The sequence below is a fragment of the Enterococcus sp. DIV1328a genome, assembly GCF_050536905.1.
Lineage (GTDB): Bacteria > Bacillota > Bacilli > Lactobacillales > Enterococcaceae > Enterococcus > Enterococcus faecalis.
In genome coordinates, this window is the sequence record NZ_CP172912.1 from 2,740,001 (window position 1) to 2,758,205 (window position 18,205).

Sequence of the window (18,205 nt, forward strand, 5' to 3'; positions counted from 1 at the left end):
TGACGACAACCATGCACCACCTGTCACTTTGTCCCCGAAGGGAAAGCTCTATCTCTAGAGTGGTCAAAGGATGTCAAGACCTGGTAAGGTTCTTCGCGTTGCTTCGAATTAAACCACATGCTCCACCGCTTGTGCGGGCCCCCGTCAATTCCTTTGAGTTTCAACCTTGCGGTCGTACTCCCCAGGCGGAGTGCTTAATGCGTTTGCTGCAGCACTGAAGGGCGGAAACCCTCCAACACTTAGCACTCATCGTTTACGGCGTGGACTACCAGGGTATCTAATCCTGTTTGCTCCCCACGCTTTCGAGCCTCAGCGTCAGTTACAGACCAGAGAGCCGCCTTCGCCACTGGTGTTCCTCCATATATCTACGCATTTCACCGCTACACATGGAATTCCACTCTCCTCTTCTGCACTCAAGTCTCCCAGTTTCCAATGACCCTCCCCGGTTGAGCCGGGGGCTTTCACATCAGACTTAAGAAACCGCCTGCGCTCGCTTTACGCCCAATAAATCCGGACAACGCTTGCCACCTACGTATTACCGCGGCTGCTGGCACGTAGTTAGCCGTGGCTTTCTGGTTAGATACCGTCAGGGGACGTTCAGTTACTAACGTCCTTGTTCTTCTCTAACAACAGAGTTTTACGATCCGAAAACCTTCTTCACTCACGCGGCGTTGCTCGGTCAGACTTTCGTCCATTGCCGAAGATTCCCTACTGCTGCCTCCCGTAGGAGTCTGGGCCGTGTCTCAGTCCCAGTGTGGCCGATCACCCTCTCAGGTCGGCTATGCATCGTGGCCTTGGTGAGCCGTTACCTCACCAACTAGCTAATGCACCGCGGGTCCATCCATCAGCGACACCCGAAAGCGCCTTTCACTCTTATGCCATGCGGCATAAACTGTTATGCGGTATTAGCACCTGTTTCCAAGTGTTATCCCCCTCTGATGGGTAGGTTACCCACGTGTTACTCACCCGTCCGCCACTCCTCTTTCCAATTGAGTGCAAGCACTCGGGAGGAAAGAAGCGTTCGACTTGCATGTATTAGGCACGCCGCCAGCGTTCGTCCTGAGCCAGGATCAAACTCTCATAATAAAAGTTAGAACAATCTTGCGATTGTTAAGCTCAATTTGTTTGCTAGCATATTGCTTGCTTGTTAAAAATGTTTGTTGTCTTGAATTGAATCAAGACGCCCTACACATTTGGTTCGTCTATTCTTTGTTCAGTTTTCAAAGGTCTACGTTACCTTGCAGCAACTTTTATATCATAACAAACTTTCGTTTGAATGTCAAGAACTTTTTTAAAAAAGTTTTTTCAAGTTGTTTTGCTCGGTTGTTGTTGTCTGTTGTGACAACTTCTATATCTTATCATCTCGCTTGTTATTTGTCAACAACTTTTTTGTTGTTTTTTCAAACTTTTTTCGAGAGATTTGAAATCAAGAATTGTTATTTAATTATTGATTTCTGAATCGCTCAGCTGTGTGACTCGCCTTGCGACATGTAATAATATACCAAGATTTCAAGCATTGGTCAATCATTATTTTCACTTTTTTTAAACTTTTTTTCAATACCGATTATTATGATTGGTATAGGTATTTTCGTTCGTTTTTTACCCCCTTTCATCCTTTTTTGGCTATAGTTTATTAACTTTTAGCAAAATCTTCTAAATTTATCGTAATATATCAAGGATTTTGTCCTTTTTAGCAATTATTTGTTAAAATATAGAAAAGAGATTTTTTATATATGGAGGAAATGAACGCTTATGAAAATTTTAGTTGCAGATGATGATAAAGAAATTGTAGAACTATTGAGTATTTATATTCATAATGAAGGATACGAAGTCGTGAAAGCTTATGATGGAAAAGAAGCATTATCCAAATTGCACACAACACCAGATATCGATTTATTAATCTTGGACATTATGATGCCAATCATGGATGGAATGGAAGTAGTGAAAGAACTTCGAAAAGAATCGCAAATTCCAATTATTATGTTAACAGCAAAAACAACCGATATGGATAAAATCAAAGGCTTAGTTGCTGGTGCAGACGATTATGTCACCAAGCCTTTTAATCCTTTAGAAGTAATGGCTCGGGTGAAGTCTATTTTACGTAGAAGCCAAATGCAATTAACCAAAGAAGAACCCGATGAATTAGAAGTCGGCCCATTAATGATTAATAAGGACTCTCACGAAGTCAAAACAATAGAAGGAAAAGAAATTCAATTAACCGCTCTTGAGTTTGGTATCCTCTATCTATTAGCTAGTCATCCAAATCGTGTGTTTAGTGCGGATGAAATTTTTGAGCGTGTGTGGCAACAAGAAAGTATTGTTTCTGCTAAAACCGTGATGGTTCACGTCAGTCATTTAAGAGATAAGATTGAAGAAGCAACTGGTGGAGAAAAAGTCATTCAAACAGTGTGGGGAGTTGGATATAAGATCGATGCTCGTTAAACCTAAAAAGATTGAAAAACAAAAACGAATTACCTTAACTTCTAAAGAAATCAGCGAGTTATTAGCAGAAGCAATTGTGACAATTGTTTTATTACTACTATTAAATGTCTCAATTATGTTCCTTTTAGGACAACTACTTAGTGAAAACTCGCCCTTAGCTGGTGTCATCTGGGCCACTAAGGATGCGGTCGCTAAAGAATTAAATACTGATTTGTTTTGGAGCTGGAATAAATTTGTCTTACCCATTTTCTTTTTAGTAGATGCAGCTGTTCTCTATTGGCGCTTAATTCGTCGCTACCATCAAATGCAATTGCGTCATATTATCAGTGAGTTACATTACATCGCTGATGGTAATTACAATCACCGCATTCCGTTTGAATTAAGTGGTGATTTAGCAAAAGTCGTGACGAGTATTAACGGTCTAGTGGATAGTACTGTCGCAGCCATTGAAGATGAACGGCGAATTGAAAAATCAAAAGATGAATTAATTACGAATGTCAGTCATGATATTCGAACACCGTTAACTTCTATTATTGGTTATCTGGGATTGATTGAAGATCGTCAATTTCATAGCCAAGAAGATTTACTGAAATATACGCATACCGCTTACGTCAAAGCGAAACAAATGAAATTATTAGTTGATGATCTTTTTGAATATACAAAAGTCCGTCAACCAAGTGTACCGATTCATACGACGACTTTTGATATGGCACAATTAATTGAACAGCTTGCTGCCGATTTTGAATTGGAAGCGAAAAAGATTAATATGCAAATCCAAGTAAAAGCCAATCCAGCTTCTTTAATGATGGAAGGCGATACGGAAAAACTAGTCCGAGTCTTTAACAACCTTCTTTCAAACGCTTTGAAATATGGCAAAGGTGGCCATCATATTGTGATGGAAGTAGACAAAGTCGGCACCGAAGCAATTATCGCTGTTCGCAATGATGGACCAGCTATTCCTAAACATTCTTTAGATCAGTTATTTGATCGCTTCTATCGTGTCGAAGAATCCCGATCACAAGAAACGGGTGGAACTGGTTTAGGTCTGGCTATTGCACAAAGTATTGTCGCTTTACATGGTGGATATATTTATGCGAAGTCTGATCAAAAGTGGACCTCCTTTATTATTCATCTACCCTTACAGCGTACCAACAAGAAATCAGAGAGTTAATTGACATCCCTGAACTTTTTCGGTATTCTATAGAAAAGAGAAAACTAAGAGAAAAAGTATTTATGGCACTGAATTCCAGAGAGTTTGCGGGGGTGCGAGCAAACATTCATCTATAAAGAAGTCCGTCTCTTCCTGGTGTCCAGCGAAATAAGTTGGAACGGTTTGCAGCCGTTATCTGCAAATCAAGGGCAGTAACATTACTGAACTTGGGTGGTACCGCGAGATTTCCAGTCATTTCGTCCCAAGAATATTTATTTTTGGGGTGAGATGGCTTTTTTATTGTTTTCTACAACAGTTATTATTGATTATGTACTAATTTTGAGGAGGAAAAAATATGTTAGATGTAAAAATGATGCGTCAAAATTTTGACGAAGTAAAAGCAAAGCTACAAACCCGTGGTGTGAAAGAAGAAATCTTAGTGGAATTTCTGCGTTTAGATGAAAGTCGCCGTGATTTATTAGTCAAAGTCGAAGAAATGAAAAAATATCGGAACGATGTGTCTGCTGAAATTGCTCAATTAAAACGGAACAAAGAAGATGCAACGGCTAAAATCGCGGAAATGAAAGAAGTCGGCGGCAATATTAAAGCATTAGATGCAGAAATTAACGCTATTGACGAAGAGCTACGTGGGATCACAACTACTTTACCGAACTTGCCAGATGATTCTGTGCCTGTTGGTGCTGGTGAAGAAGAAAATGTAGAAGTACGTCGTTGGAGTGAACCAAGAACTTTTGCTTTTGAACCAAAACCACACTGGGAAGTCGCTGAAAACTTAGGCATTCTAGATTTTGAACGTGGTGCCAAAGTAGCTGGTAGCCGTTTTGTTTATTACAAAGGCCTAGGTGCTCGCTTAGAACGTGCGTTATACAACTTCATGTTAGATTTACATGTTTATGAACATGGCTATACAGAAATGATTACGCCTTATATCGTTAATGACACCGCCATGTTCGGAACTGGCCAATTTCCTAAATTTAAAGAAGATGTCTTCCAATTACAAGATACGGATTTAACGTTAATCCCAACGGCGGAAGTTCCTTTAACTAATTACTACAACAATGAAATTTTAGATGGCAAGGATTTACCGATTTACTTTACGGCCTTGAGCCCTTCTTTCCGTTCTGAAGCTGGTAGCGCTGGTCGTGACACACGTGGGTTAATTCGTTTACACCAATTTAATAAAGTCGAAATGGTTAAATTTAGTGATGCAGAGCATTCTTATGAGGAATTAGAAAAAATGACGAATAATGCCGAAGAAATTCTACAAAAACTAGGATTACCTTACCGTGTCATGGCTCTTTCAACAGGTGACATGGGCTTCTCAGCTGCGAAAACTTATGACTTGGAAGTTTGGATTCCTGCTCAAGAGACATACCGTGAAATCAGTTCATGCTCAAACTGTGAAGATTTCCAAGCGCGCCGTGCGATGATTCGTTACCGTGATGAAAACGATAAAGTCCAATATGCGCATACACTCAATGGTTCTGGTTTAGCCGTGGGACGGACAGTCGCTGCTATTTTAGAAAACTACCAAAACGAAGATGGCTCTGTAACTGTACCAGAAGTCCTAGTTCCTTACATGGGTAACCTAACAGTTATTAAATAAAGGGAAGATGAAGGTCGTTGTCTGATATCAGATAACGGCTTTTATTCTACAGGCTTAAATATTGATAAACGGTGGAAACAGAAGCAACTCCTTCATTCTACAGAAAAAGAGGCAGACGTCGAAATGATGTCTGCCTCTTTTAAATTTCAAAAAAATCAGCTTTTATTTTATTGAACAGAATAGTTTGGTGCTTCTTTTGTGATTTGAACGTCATGTGGATGTGATTCTTTCAATCCGTTACCACTCATTTGAACAAATTGTGCTTCTTCACGCAACGCTTTCAAGTCTGCTGCACCGACGTAACCCATCCCTGATTTCAAGCCACCGATTAATTGGAAGACAATATCAGAAACGCTTCCTTTGTAAGCGACACGTCCTTCGATTCCTTCTGGCACTAATTTATTTGCTTCATTGACACTTCCTTGGAAGTAACGATCACTTGATCCTTTTTCCATTGCGCCCAATGAGCCCATGCCACGGTAAGTTTTGAAACGACGGCCTTGATAAATTTCAAATTCGCCTGGAGATTCATCTGTACCTGCTAACATACTTCCTAGCATTACAGCATGGCCACCAGCAGCTAAGGCTTTCACGATATCACCAGAATATTTAATACCGCCATCGGCGATAATTGCTTTACCATATTCTCTAGCTACAGAAGCAGCATCATAAATTGCTGTTAATTGAGGAACACCAACACCAGCAACGACACGTGTTGTACAAATTGAACCAGGTCCAATACCAACTTTGACAACGTCAACGCCGACATCATACAATGCTTTGGTTGCTTCAGCAGTGGCAACATTACCAGCAATTAATGTTGCTTCAGGGAACGTTTCACGAATTTCTTTAATTTTGCGAATAACGCCGGCACTATGGCCATGTGCAGTATCGATAACAATCGCATCGGCACCTGCTTCTAATAATGCTTCCGCACGTTCGAACGTATCACTAGTGACACCGACTGCTGCCGCTACAAGTAAACGACCATGTTCGTCTTTGGCAGCATTTGGGAATTCAATCACTTTTTCAATGTCTTTAATTGTAATTAAGCCACTTAAGCGACCTGCTTCATCAACGATTGGTAATTTTTCGATTTTATGTTTTTGTAAGATTTTTTCTGCATCTTTTAAAGATGTGCCTACTGGCGCAGTGACTAAATGATCTTTTGTCATGACTTCTTCGATTTTGATTTGGTAGTCGGTTACAAAACGCATATCACGGTTTGTAATAATTCCGACTAATTTACGGTTTTCCATTGTTTCTACAATTGGCACACCGCTAATACGGTAACGACTCATTAATTCTTCTGCATCCGCTACTAAGTTTGTTGGTGTTAGAAAGAATGGATCAATGATAACGCCGCTTTCAGAACGTTTGACTTTACGTACTTCGTCTGCTTGTTGGGCGACAGTCATATTTTTATGTACGACACCTAGTCCACCTTGACGAGCCATCGCAATTGCCATATTACTATCTGTAACAGTATCCATACTGGCACTCATCAATGGAATATTTAACTTGATATTTTTAGCTAATTGTACACTCATGTCTACATCATTTGGTAAGACATGGCTTTCTGCAGGGATTAATAGCACATCATCAAATGTAAGACCTTTTTTCGCAAATTTTGTTTCCCAATTTGACATTTTTTTGTCCACTCCTCAACTTAATTTTATATATGAAAATAACAGATAATACTAAGGAAGTCAACTAGATTTGTTTAAATAATCAATGAGGAATAAAGGACAAAACGCCAAAATCGGTTTGTCCTTTATTCAACTCTTCCTAATTAAAGTCCTATTTTCATCGTTGTTCTTTTATCTTGTGTTTCTTTTTTTGTTGTAAAAATCGGCTAAATCCAAAACCGCCAACAGAAAGCAAGGTAATCATTGTCCCTATTTTTTGCACTTTTGTTCTTTGGTAACGGATGTCGACATGTCCTGTACCAGATAAAGAAAGAGCGGCTAAGCCTCCTTGATTGGTTAGGCTCATTTTTTTAGCGCCCGTTTGGTTTTTCATTTGAATCGTGGCTTGATAGCCTAAGTAATAAATAAAAGGAACGGTCACCTTCGCTGATTGATTCACCACTTGGTAGTCAAATGAAATTTTCCCATAAGGCATTCTAACGTTTGTAATGGTTACTTGTTCTTCCGAATAATCAAGTTGTCGTTTTTTCTGTTTCAATAATTCCTGATAATTGATTTCATCTGGCAAATATTCATGGCCCGCACCGATATAAAAAGGCGCTGGCTGCTCATACTCAGCTTTTGTTAACAGGCGGCCTTGTTGTGACTGAATACTTTGATATTGATAAATGCCTAAATTGCTGATGGCAAGGAAAACCAACAAAGCCACTGTCCAAGATTTACGGAAAACGCCCCATTCGTCTTGTGCAATGAAAAAAGCGAGCATTACGGAAAGAATCCCTAAAAACCGCCAAGGAAACTGAATCGTATTTAAAGGCGTGTGGTTCAGCCAGTGCCAAGGAAAAAGCGTAGTAACCATCAATAAGAGTACTAGCGTCAAACCAATAAACCGTTTGTTCTGAATTTTTTTGCTGGCAAGCGAAACCACTGCTACAACAAGCCCTACAAACAAAAGGGTTCCTAGATTCGCTGTTTTCGCGTGAAAAACACTGCTCTTTAAACTATTAAAGAAAAGAGAATCAATGGGATAACTTCTTTCGGAAATATAAGTGAGTGGATTGGACGTAACTTTAAACACTTGATTTTTCATTTGTTCAGCAACTGGTAAAAGATAAAAGGCCAGCCAAAGCAATGTCAGACCTGCAGCCTTCGCTAATGCCCACAGGACCTCCTTTTTAAAAAACTGCTGCCAATAAAACAGAATGTATAACCCAATCCAAATAGAAACCATTTCAATAGAAATAAAGTGAGCCAACCCAATGCCAGTCATCGCCAGCGTTAACAACGGCCAATATTTCGTGGTTCCCTTTCGTAATAAAAACAGGCTCGCTAAGACCAACGGAAAAAAACTTAGCGCCAAAAATTCTCCTAACGCTTGGCGATTAAACAAGTCTTGCATGCGGTAAATAGATAAGCCATACAAAATGGCAAAGAGATAGCTTCTTTTTTTAGAGAGCGCCATGAATCGGCCTGCATAATAAGTAAGGCTAAATGTTGCCAAGTTTACCGCAAACACAAAAATCGCCATACTAGCGACAAAGGAAAAACCCAGAACACGCAAAAGCGCAGGTAAATAAAGATACGCATCTGGATAAAACAAACTAGAGGCATAGCCATAGCCTCCCAAGAAAAAATAATTGATTTTAGGAAACCAGTCGTTGTTTTTAATTGCTAATGCGAGACCTTCCACCCGATTTTGATGAAAGCGGAAATCACTTGCTCGTAAAAAATTCTCTTGAAAATAGACAAAATAGAGAGAAAGTCCACTTAATAAGAGAAAACTAATAAAAATGAGTAGCCGCTCGTGTTGACGGCACCAAGACTTCACTTGTTGTCCCATAAGAGGCTCCTTTCTTTAGCAAACTTCTGAAAACAGAAGCCTGGGACACTAGTTTTTTCGACTAATCCCCCAGGCTTTAACTGTTAAAACGCTCTATTGAGAGAGCGACTTTGCTTGTTGCAGTTTCTGCGTCAGCCGAGCGCATTCACAATTGAGCGCGCGCCGTTTATTGACGTGTCATGAAACTACCTTGAATATTGTATTTTTTCTTGAAGAAATAGCGTGCTACAAAGGCTAACGCACCGATTACTAAAGCAATCATCGGATCTAAGATGGGATTGATCACTGGTGGCAGCATCGCTGAACCGGCGAAAACTGCAATCCACAAGAACATCCCACCAAATAGAATGGCGGTCGTTTTTAACCAACCAGGACGTTTGCTTTTGTCGCCACCTTGACGATCAAAACGGTAAACATATTTGTGCATTAGATAGAAAACATAACCCCCAGCCATCGCACCTAAGATATATGTGGTTAATCCGAGAGGCTGTGCGGTTCCTTTTGAAAATAGAGACATCGCCGCTAACATGATTGTTAATAAACCAAGTAATAGTAAGGTATTGTCGAGCCAAATCATCCAGCCCGCTGGTTCTTTGACTTCTGCTGGTTTATTTAAAATCGCTTCCGTCCGTTCTGAAACAGTGCCAAATAACTGACGGGCTGTTTTGCCTGTTTTTTGACCGGCTACTAATTCTGGTAAAATACCGTGTAGAGCCAATGCTAGTTCTTCTTCAGATAAATTAGCCGCTTTTAATGATTTTTTTAAGTCAAAAATGTATTGTTCATTTCTTTTAGTCAAATTCTGTTCTAATTGACGATTCTCAGCCACGATTGCTCGTAATGCTTCTGCTTCCATAGTTGTATCCTCCTCACCCTCATGTAGAGGGAACCTCTTTCTAAACGGCTGAATGGCCTTAAATATGTGGGCTTAGCCCAAAACAAATTGCTTGTTGGCACATTTTTTTAAACGTTAAAACGGAACAACATAACATCGCCATCTTGAACGACGTAGTCTTTTCCTTCTAAACGAACACGGCCCGCTTCTTTGGCAGCTTGCATATTGCCATATTTATCTAGGTCTTCATAAGAAACTGTTTCCGCACGAATGAAGCCTCGTTCAAAGTCACTGTGGATAATCCCAGCTGCTTGAGGTGCCTTGATTCCCTTACGGAACGTCCACGCACGAACTTCTTGTTCACCAGCTGTAAAGTAGGTAGCTAAGCCTAACAAATCGTACGCCGCACGAATCAATTGATCTAAGCCAGATTGTTCAATGCCCATTGCTTCTAAAAATTCAGCCTTGTCTTCTTCAGAATCTAATTCAGCAATTTCTTCTTCTGCTCGCGCACTAACCACGATTACTTCCGCATTTTCACTAGTTGCAAAATTACGAACTTGTTGTACATACTCATTGTTGTCTGGATCCGCCACTTCATCTTCTGAAACATTCGCTACATAAAGGACCGGCTTTGTGGTTAATAAGAAAAGAGATTTAACAATTTTCTCTTCTTCTGGCGTAAATTCAATCGTACGAGCAGATAAACCTTCTTCTAAAACTGGTTTAATTTTGTCTAAAACAGCTAATTCTTCCACCGCTTCTTTATCTTTTGCTTTCGCCATTTTAGCCACGCGAGTATAGCGCTTATTGATTGAATCTAAATCTGCTAAAATTAGCTCTAAATTAATTGTATCAATGTCTGCTAAAGGATCAACGAAATCCGCATCTCGATTTTGTTCACGCATGATATTTTCGTCATCAAAACAACGAACCACGTGACAGATTGCATCTACTTGACGAATGTGACTTAAAAACTGATTTCCCAGCCCTTCTCCTTTGCTGGCACCTTTAACAATTCCAGCGATGTCTGTAAATTCAAACGTTGTGGGAACTGTTTTTTTCGGTTTTACTAGTTCTGTCAAGCGTTGTAAACGGGCATCTGGTACTTCAACCATGCCGACGTTCGGATCAATCGTTGCAAAGGGATAATTTGCAGCTTCTGCTCCTGCTTTTGTAATTGCGTTAAATAGGGTCGATTTACCAACGTTTGGTAAGCCGACAATTCCAGCTGTTAGTGCCATTTGTTTTCCACTCTTTCTCTCAGTCTATTCTCTTTTCTATTAGAGGCATTAAAGCATTAGTCTGCTTTTTTCTCGATTACTTTTTTTAATTTTTTAGTAAAATCACGACGCGGCATCATGACAATATGCCCGCAATTCGTGCACTTGATTTTGATATCAGCGCCCATGCGAATGATTTGCCAACGATTTGCTTGGCAAGCATGCGGCTTTTTCATTTCGACAATATCGCCTAAATCATACATGTTCCAAGCCTTCTTTCTTCTCTTACTTATATAAAAATACCATGATTACAATACCATTTTTTAACGAAACTAGCAAAAGGATTTGTGACTTTCTGTCTTACTTTCTCACTTTGCTTTTTATTCCTCGTCAAAATGAATATCTAAAATATCTAAAATTCTAGCCAAATCCGAAGAGGACAAGTACTCAATTTCAATTTTTCCTTTGCCTTCTTTTTCTTGAATTGCTACGGTTGTCCCAAATTTATCCATTAAACGGTCTTCACTTTCTCGAATATAAATGGGTTTTTCTTTGATGGCTTTTTTCGCTTTTTTGCCCTTTTTGCCTTGTGTTTCGTTTAATTCAGCGACAAGTTGTTCTAATTGTCGAACCGTTAAATTGTCTTTAATACAACGATTAGCTAATGGCAATAGCTGTTCTTTGTTCTTCAAGCCTAATAACGTCCGTGCTTGACCCATTGACATGCTTTGTTTTTGAACCATTGCTTTGACCGCATCTGGTAAGGTTAGCAACCGTAAATAATTGGCAATATACGGACGACTTTTTCCCAAACGTTCTGCGACTTCCGCTTGTGTTAATTTCAAATTTTTCATTAACATTTCATAAGCTTCTGCTTCTTCTAGCGGATTTAAATCTTCCCTTTGTAAGTTTTCCAAAACAGCAACTTGCATCATGGATTCTTCATCAAATTCGCGAATAATTGCGGGAATTTTTTCTTTGCCGGCTAATTTAGAAGCCCGGAACCGACGCTCACCTGCAATAATTTCATAGCCTTTAACTGCCGATTTACGAACAATAATCGGTTGAAACACACCGGAATGTAGAATCGAGTTTGCAAGTTCTTGTAAAGAGGTTTCATCAAATGTTTTCCGCGGTTGGTAAGGATTGGGACGAAGTTCGTTTAATAGAATTTCTGTCACTTGTTCGTTCTTAACGTCGACATCTTCTAGCTTTGCGATATCTTGAAACAAGGCATCGATGCCTCTGCCTAAACCTTTGCCTTTATTCATTCTCCAACACTTCCTTTGCTAGTGCTTGATACACTTCGGCACCTTTTGAGCGAATATCATAGTCAATGATTGGTAAACCATGACTTGGTGCTTCGGATAAACGGACATTTCTTGGAATAATCGTATCATAGACTTTTTCACGGAAATATTTACGGACTTCTTCAACGACTTCGGCACCTAAATTGGTCCGAGCATCGTACATGGTTAACAAGACCCCTTCAATTTTCAATTCAGGGTTAAAATGTTTTTGAACCAAGCGAATCGTATTTAGCAATTGACTCAAGCCTTCTAATGCGTAATATTCACATTGAACAGGAATTAGAATCGAATCACTTGCTGTAAAAGCATTGATTGTTAAATGCCCTAGAGAAGGCGGGCAATCAATTAAAACGAAATCATACATGTCTCTTACTTCATCAATTGCTAATTTCAAGCGCGATTCTCGAGCCATCATTGAAGTTAATTCAATTTCAGCGCCTGCTAATTGAATAGTTGCAGGGACAATATCTAAATTTTCACGGCTGGTATGTTGAACCACGCTAGTGATTGGTTCTTCATTTACAAGGACATCATACACATCGTGTGCGACATCTGGTTTAGGGACACCCATGCCACTGGTAGCATTTCCTTGTGCATCAATGTCGATCAGTAAGACTTTTTTGCCTAAGTTTGCTAAACATGCGCCTAAATTTACAGTGGTCGTTGTTTTACCAACGCCGCCTTTTTGGTTCGCTACAGAAATAATTCGTGTCATGTGTGTGCCTCCATCTTATTTAATCGGTTGTTTATTTGGTAATCCAGGTTTTCTGGGATATTTTTTAGGGGTTTCTTTTTTCTTTTGAATCACGACAATGTGGCGTTCGTCTGCCGTAATCGGCAAAGTAAAACCAACTTCTTTTTGAAATTGACCGCCTAATGTAGCGATTGCAGGTTTTGCTTCATTAATTTCTTCTTCACTTTTCGATGCTTTTAAGGCTAAAAAATAGCCTTCTTTTTTAACTAAGGGTAAACACAGTTCACTTAAAACATTTAATCGTGCAACTGCTCGCGCTGTAACGTAATCAAACGCGCCACGAAATTCTGCTTTTTGACCAAATGTTTCTGCACGATCATGATACAAAGAAACATTAGCCAAACCTAGTTGATTCACCAACTCTGTTAGGAAAGTAATTCGTTTATTTAAAGAGTCAACAATTGTGACATTTAATGAAGGAAAAACAATTTTCAAAGGAATACTTGGAAATCCTGCGCCTGCGCCAACATCACAAATGGCTTTATCGCTGGCAAAGTCTTCAAAGAATGCCAACGAAACAGAATCATAGAAATGTTTCAAATAAACTTCTTTTTCTTCTGTAATGGCTGTTAAATTCATTTTTTCATTCCATTCTACTAATAAATGGAAATATTGGTCAAATTGTGTCATCTGTTGGTCTGTCAATTCAATGCCTTTTGCGGCTAATAGTTGTCTAAATTCTTCGGGTAGCATAAAGACTCCTTCCTTTTTTGTGAAACAGAAAAATGTTTCACAATCATCTTTTCCTACTTTAACGCAAATAGCAATTTCTTGCAATGCTTTTCGGAAGATTTTTGCCTGAATGATAAAAGAAAAATCCGCCTTTTTATGTGGTAAAAAGTCTCTAGCCACGGGCCAAAATGTTCAATTGGCGGCAACGAAAACCGCCTTTCTCTAAGAGTAAAACAAGCCAATGTTTCATGTGAAACATTGGCTTGTTTTACTTACTATAATCATCGCACTTTATTTGTCGTTCTCTGCGATAGTCGTATTCTTGGATACGGGGACTTAACCAACCTTTTTTGGCTGTTTTTCGTAATTGATGATCAAATCTCCCTGGTGGTGAACTATCTAGTAATTCATGGGTACGATTATTCCGATTTGCATAATTAAACGATTCACCATTCAAGACTTTTTCCTGATATTCACTGTTTTTGGCCGCTTGATAATAGGCTGGATTACTAATTAATCTGCCTCGCCAGTCTTCAACTAACACATCCCACTGGGTTACAAAGGTCCCTTCTTCATTCAAAATAAACTCACTGTGAAAATTAGGCGTCAATCGTTTCTTATTAATTAAAGAATAAGATGCCCCCTCAGGGTATTTGTTGTGCAAACGAGCAGAGCTTTTTTTCAGCTTCCGCCCGCCCATCCCTTGCGGCTTGGCCGCAAAAACATAGCGTTTTAATGCCTGTTCATCGGTGTCCCCTTCTTGTTTAAAAAAATCGCGGATATACGTGATATTTTGACGATCAATATACATTCTTAATTGATGTATCTTTTTCGCTTTCTCTTGATTAAAGCTCCCAAGAAGACCTAACGGATAGGCTTTTTGAACTGTTTTTGCCAACAAATCCCAAAACGTCGCATGCGGTGCAACCGTCTTCGAGAAACGATAAGGTCCTACTAATTGCAACATGCCATGCTGATCCAACACTGCACCTAATTGCCATAACAGTAACGAGAGCTTTTCTTGCGGACGATAAGCCGAAAAGCGAAATAATCGCTCATACGCTGAAGAGCCCACTTCTTCCACTTCAGAAAACAGTTCCGCGACTGCTGTTTTCGCTTGCTCAAGTGGCAAGAAACGCGTGTCTTTTATGGCACTTTCCACTAATCCATAAACAGCTTGGCGGTCCCAGCCAGCGTCAATCGCCGCCTCTACACCAGCACTCATTGCTTGTTGTAATTCTTGCCAACGTCCCATCTTCTCGCCGCCTTTTTCTATATACTTCTTCTATAATGATAATCCTTTCCCCGCAAAATGCCAACTGCTTTAACGCAAAAAAACAACCCGCCCTTTGGGGAAGGGCGGGCGGAGGAGTTAAAAAATGAAAAAGTGTTTTGTTAGGGTTTTGTTTATCGGGTATGTTTAAATAATAGCCGTTAAATGTGAAGAAACTATGGTAAAAATGCGCCTTCTTTTCAACAAAATTTTGAAAAAGTCTCTTCAGAAATTAAGATTTTTTTGCGAAGTTGCCCACTGGCTACTCCTATTCAATATATTATATATTTAATATTCATAAAATCATAAAAGAAATATACATAATAATGAATATTTATTCAACGGTTAATAAAACAACCAAAAAAGCGAGTGATTTACACTCGCTTTTTCAACTAAATTAAATGATTTTCTCTTAAAATATCACCAATATACGTATCCTCAAATTTCTTCACAAAGTGTTCAACCATTTTGCGTTCCACGAACGGCATATCCATTTCTGTTAATTTTTTCTTGTCAGATAAATAATAAACAGAGTTTGCTAAGACGCGCAAGTCGTATGCAGAAGCAAACACTTCTGGTACTCCGCGTTCAACCTCTAGCAATTGATAAACAGCTTCCATCGCTGTCCGTACAGAATACTCTGTTGTAAACACCGTATCTCGTTCAGTATCTGCGAAGTTCCCAATGAAAGCAAGATTTTTAGAGCCGTTTGGTACAACTAATGGTCGATCGCCTGGTTCTCTTAACATAAAGTAAGAAGTGATAAACGGCATATAAACCGGAATAGTGGTAGCCGATTCTTCTGAAATACGTTCAATTTCCCCTTCTGGGACCCCTAAATGATAAAGTAACTCTTGCGTAATTTCTTGGCCGGTACATTGTTCGATTGGTTTTTTGATATAATTTCCTGGTTTATTAGAAAGTAATCCATATACCCAAGTTATAGATTGTTGATCATTTTGTTCTTTAAAATGCGGTTGTCTATGCATAGCGAAACTCATCATCCAATTAGAGTCTTTGATAGTAATAATACCACCTGTGACAATTTTTCCTGTCCGTAATTTACGATGTGTTAACCGAGAAAGATACGGTTCAATATCGAAATTTTCCCACGTAATCGTTGCTGAGACAAACCAACTTTCATCTGGTAAATTTTCACAGAAAACTTCTGGGTGCCCAAATTCTGGGGATTGTTTTGCTAAGTTTTTCCAGAGATTCCAACTTCCCCCTAGTTCATGAGTAATTGGTGCTGGTGTATGATGATCTCCTTGCGTCGAACTTTCAGTAATTGAGCCATTCGTTACGAAGACTAAATCATTTTCAGTTAAAGGAATTTCTTTGGTTTTGCCCGCTTGTGTCAACAATAATCGCCGAGCAACTTTAGTAGCTCCTTTGATGTCGACTTGGATATCATTGATCGTTGTTTCATATTGAAAGTCTACCCCTTGATTGGTTAAAAAGCTTAGTAATGGTTTCACTAACGATTCGTATTGATTGTATTTGGTAAACTTCAAGGCTGTAAAGTCAGGCAAACCTTTGATGTGGTGGATAAAGCGCATGATGTAGCGGCGCATTTCAATGGCAGAGTGCCATTTTTCAAAAGCAAACATTGAACACCAATAGATCCAAAAGTTGGATTCAAAAAATTCTTCGCCGAAAACATCTTCAATTTTTTTGCCAATTAATTGATCTTCAGAAGTCATAAATAAATCAACGATTTCTTTTTGTGCTTTTTTGGATAAAGTAAATTGTCCATCATCTGGGACACGTTCGCCACGGTTATGAATAATGCGGCAATTTGAAGAATTCGGATCATCTAAATCTAACCGGTAAAACTCATCTAGGACAGAGGCATCTTCTACTTCTAATGATGGTACCGAACGAAATAGATCCCACAAACACTCGAAATGGTTTTCCATTTCGCGTCCGCCGCGAGTGACAAAGCCATCATGGGGAATAAATTTACCATCTAAAGAACCGCCAGACAGCGTGAGTTCTTCAAAAATGTGAATATTTTCGCCCTTCATTTGACCGTCACGAATTAAGAAAACAGCCGTTGCTAAACCTGCTAGGCCACCACCAACGATATAGGCACTCTTGTCATCTACACCTTTTGGTTTTCTTGGTCGAGCAAATGCTTCATAATTTCCATTTGTGTATCTCATTCTCGTTTCCTCCTATCATTTGATACCCTCATCATACTGCTACCAAAAAAAATACCCAAAAGATAACCCTTTTTTTTAAGAAATTCTTTGACAAATAAAGAAAATTGTCTAATTTTTAAGCAAGTGAATAATCGTAGATGTTCCATGTGAAACAAAAAAAGAACGAGAAGAAAAATGGCCGCTTTTTCTTCTCATTCTTTTTATGCTAATTCGTTTACCGTTTCTACTCCAAAAACAGCAACCCAATCTTCCTGAAAATCAGTTACTGCTTTTTGAATGGCGGGCATTGCCAAGCCTTGTGTCACGAGTTCTGGTGCGATAGTGACCGCTTGCGCCCCCATTTGACAGGCTTGATTAATTTGTGCCACGTTTTTAAAACTAGCAGCTAAGATCTTACTCTTTGCGTTCGTCCGTTTAATTTCTGCAGCTAAATGCTCAATAACCTTTTGAGAATCAATTGTTAAATTCTCCATCCTATTATAATACGGCGCTAAATAATCTGCACCTGCCGCAATCGCTAGATAACCTTGAAATTCTGTATAAATAGCGGTTGCTGTTATCCGATAATTTGCCTGCTTAAGTTGTTTGATGGCTGCCAAGCCTGCTTCATTGACTGGGATTTTAATGAATGTTTCTTGGCCTAATTGTTGTACAATGGTTTGGGCATCTTCTAGCATCTCTTCTGTCGTTTGACCGACCACTTGGACGTGCAAACTCGCTTGTCCAATCGTTTTTTTGATTTCTTTCATCTGCGCAAAGAAGTCAATTTTTCCTGCTTGTTTAACAATACTGGGATTAGACGTCACGCCTGCCAGTGGTAAAATTTTCTGATACTTTCGAATAGCCTCAAGATTAATTGTATCTAGCATAAATTCCATCTTTTACGTTCCTCCCTTAAACGATAATTATAGAATAGTGATTGTTGTACCAACAGTTATTTCAGGAATAGCTTTTTCTTCAACATATAATGTACCTGGTAATTCAGGTGTTGTTGCGCCATCAAATTTAATAGTAATGTGACCCAATGTGTCTAAATTAGTTAATACTACCTCGCCTACAGCGGTAATCTGGTAAGTTTGTTCATCAATCACTAACGTTTGCTTGTCCGTAATCGCTTCTGTGACTGGCTGAACCTCAATGTTATAACAATAATCTGCTAAAGCATCTGGTGCATCTTTTCCAAATAAGATGACCATTTTTTCTTCTTTAAATAATTCGGCTTCTGGTCCAATAGACTGAACCTTTGTTGTAAATACTGACATTTC

15 protein-coding genes, 1 rRNA gene and 1 other annotated feature (1 of these 17 only partly in view) are annotated in these 18,205 nt (G+C 39.2%); of the genes, 3 read left to right on the forward strand and 13 right to left on the reverse strand.

The features are described 5' to 3' along the window. Nucleotides 1-1,086 (reverse strand): 16S ribosomal RNA (locus IGL93_RS13150); it reaches 475 nt to the left of the window's first position. A 666-nt stretch (nt 1,087-1,752) separates the two neighbouring features. Between IGL93_RS13150 and IGL93_RS13155 the strand changes: the two genes are divergently transcribed. The 3 genes from IGL93_RS13155 to serS all read left to right on the forward strand — a co-directional run bounded on the left by IGL93_RS13155 (nt 1,753) and on the right by serS (nt 5,219). After that, entirely contained in the window at nt 1,753-2,442 is a 690-nt protein-coding gene (locus IGL93_RS13155; RefSeq protein ID WP_002355963.1) for a response regulator transcription factor, read from the forward strand. Beyond that, entirely contained in the window at nt 2,432-3,613 is a 1,182-nt protein-coding gene (locus IGL93_RS13160; RefSeq protein ID WP_002363566.1) for a sensor histidine kinase, read from the forward strand. The genes IGL93_RS13155 and IGL93_RS13160 overlap by 11 nt, the downstream gene beginning before the upstream one ends. Nucleotides 3,614-3,653: 40 nt before the next feature. Beyond that, nucleotides 3,654-3,860, forward strand: a binding site (T-box leader). 87 nt (nt 3,861-3,947) lie between these two features. Beyond that, nucleotides 3,948-5,219, forward strand: a complete 1,272-nt coding sequence (serS, locus tag IGL93_RS13165) for a serine--tRNA ligase (RefSeq protein ID WP_002355965.1) — start codon at nt 3,948-3,950, stop codon at nt 5,217-5,219. 167 nt (nt 5,220-5,386) lie between these two features. Here serS and guaB read toward each other — a convergent pair whose 3' ends face one another. From guaB to IGL93_RS13225, 12 genes are all read right to left on the reverse strand, one after another. Next, nucleotides 5,387-6,868, reverse strand: coding sequence for an IMP dehydrogenase (guaB, locus tag IGL93_RS13170; protein ID WP_002355966.1), 1,482 nt, complete (start codon nt 6,866-6,868; stop codon nt 5,387-5,389). A gap of 157 nt (nt 6,869-7,025) precedes the next feature. Beyond that, entirely contained in the window at nt 7,026-8,708 is a 1,683-nt protein-coding gene (locus tag IGL93_RS13175; RefSeq protein WP_010775463.1) for a 6-pyruvoyl-tetrahydropterin synthase-related protein, read from the reverse strand. 166 nt (nt 8,709-8,874) lie between these two features. After that, nucleotides 8,875-9,564, reverse strand: a complete 690-nt coding sequence (locus IGL93_RS13180; RefSeq protein WP_002363563.1) for a DUF1129 domain-containing protein — start codon at nt 9,562-9,564, stop codon at nt 8,875-8,877. A 107-nt stretch (nt 9,565-9,671) separates the two neighbouring features. After that, nucleotides 9,672-10,787, reverse strand: coding sequence for a redox-regulated ATPase YchF (gene ychF / locus IGL93_RS13185; RefSeq protein ID WP_002355971.1), 1,116 nt, complete (start codon nt 10,785-10,787; stop codon nt 9,672-9,674). 56 nt (nt 10,788-10,843) lie between these two features. Beyond that, nucleotides 10,844-11,029 (reverse strand): DUF951 domain-containing protein, encoded by a 186-nt coding sequence (locus IGL93_RS13190; RefSeq protein ID WP_002355974.1) that lies wholly within the window; start codon nt 11,027-11,029, stop codon nt 10,844-10,846. Between the two features lie 117 nt (nt 11,030-11,146). Next, nucleotides 11,147-12,037, reverse strand: coding sequence for a ParB/RepB/Spo0J family partition protein (locus IGL93_RS13195; RefSeq protein WP_002355975.1), 891 nt, complete (start codon nt 12,035-12,037; stop codon nt 11,147-11,149). After that, nucleotides 12,030-12,791 carry a ParA family protein gene (locus tag IGL93_RS13200; protein WP_002355976.1) on the reverse strand — a complete coding sequence of 254 codons (762 nt, stop codon included), beginning with the start codon at nt 12,789-12,791 and terminating at the stop codon, nt 12,030-12,032. The genes IGL93_RS13195 and IGL93_RS13200 overlap by 8 nt, the downstream gene beginning before the upstream one ends. 15 nt (nt 12,792-12,806) lie before the next feature. Next, on the reverse strand, nt 12,807-13,523 hold the full coding sequence (gene rsmG, locus IGL93_RS13205) for a 16S rRNA (guanine(527)-N(7))-methyltransferase RsmG (RefSeq protein ID WP_002355977.1): 717 nt from the start codon (nt 13,521-13,523) through the stop codon (nt 12,807-12,809). Between the two features lie 247 nt (nt 13,524-13,770). Beyond that, a complete protein-coding gene (locus tag IGL93_RS13210; RefSeq protein ID WP_010775464.1) occupies nt 13,771-14,757 on the reverse strand; it encodes a DUF3114 domain-containing protein in 987 nt (328 codons plus the stop codon). Between the two features lie 410 nt (nt 14,758-15,167). Next, nucleotides 15,168-16,940, reverse strand: coding sequence for an oleate hydratase (locus IGL93_RS13215; protein ID WP_002361446.1), 1,773 nt, complete (start codon nt 16,938-16,940; stop codon nt 15,168-15,170). A gap of 200 nt (nt 16,941-17,140) precedes the next feature. Next, the gene (locus IGL93_RS13220; RefSeq protein WP_002355980.1) at nt 17,141-17,818 is read right to left on the reverse strand and encodes a fructose-6-phosphate aldolase; all 678 of its coding nucleotides are present in this window, start codon (nt 17,816-17,818) and stop codon (nt 17,141-17,143) included. A 27-nt stretch (nt 17,819-17,845) separates the two neighbouring features. Then, on the reverse strand, nt 17,846-18,202 hold the full coding sequence (locus tag IGL93_RS13225) for a PTS glucitol/sorbitol transporter subunit IIA (RefSeq protein WP_002355981.1): 357 nt from the start codon (nt 18,200-18,202) through the stop codon (nt 17,846-17,848). Between the last annotated feature and the right edge of the window lie 3 nt (nt 18,203-18,205).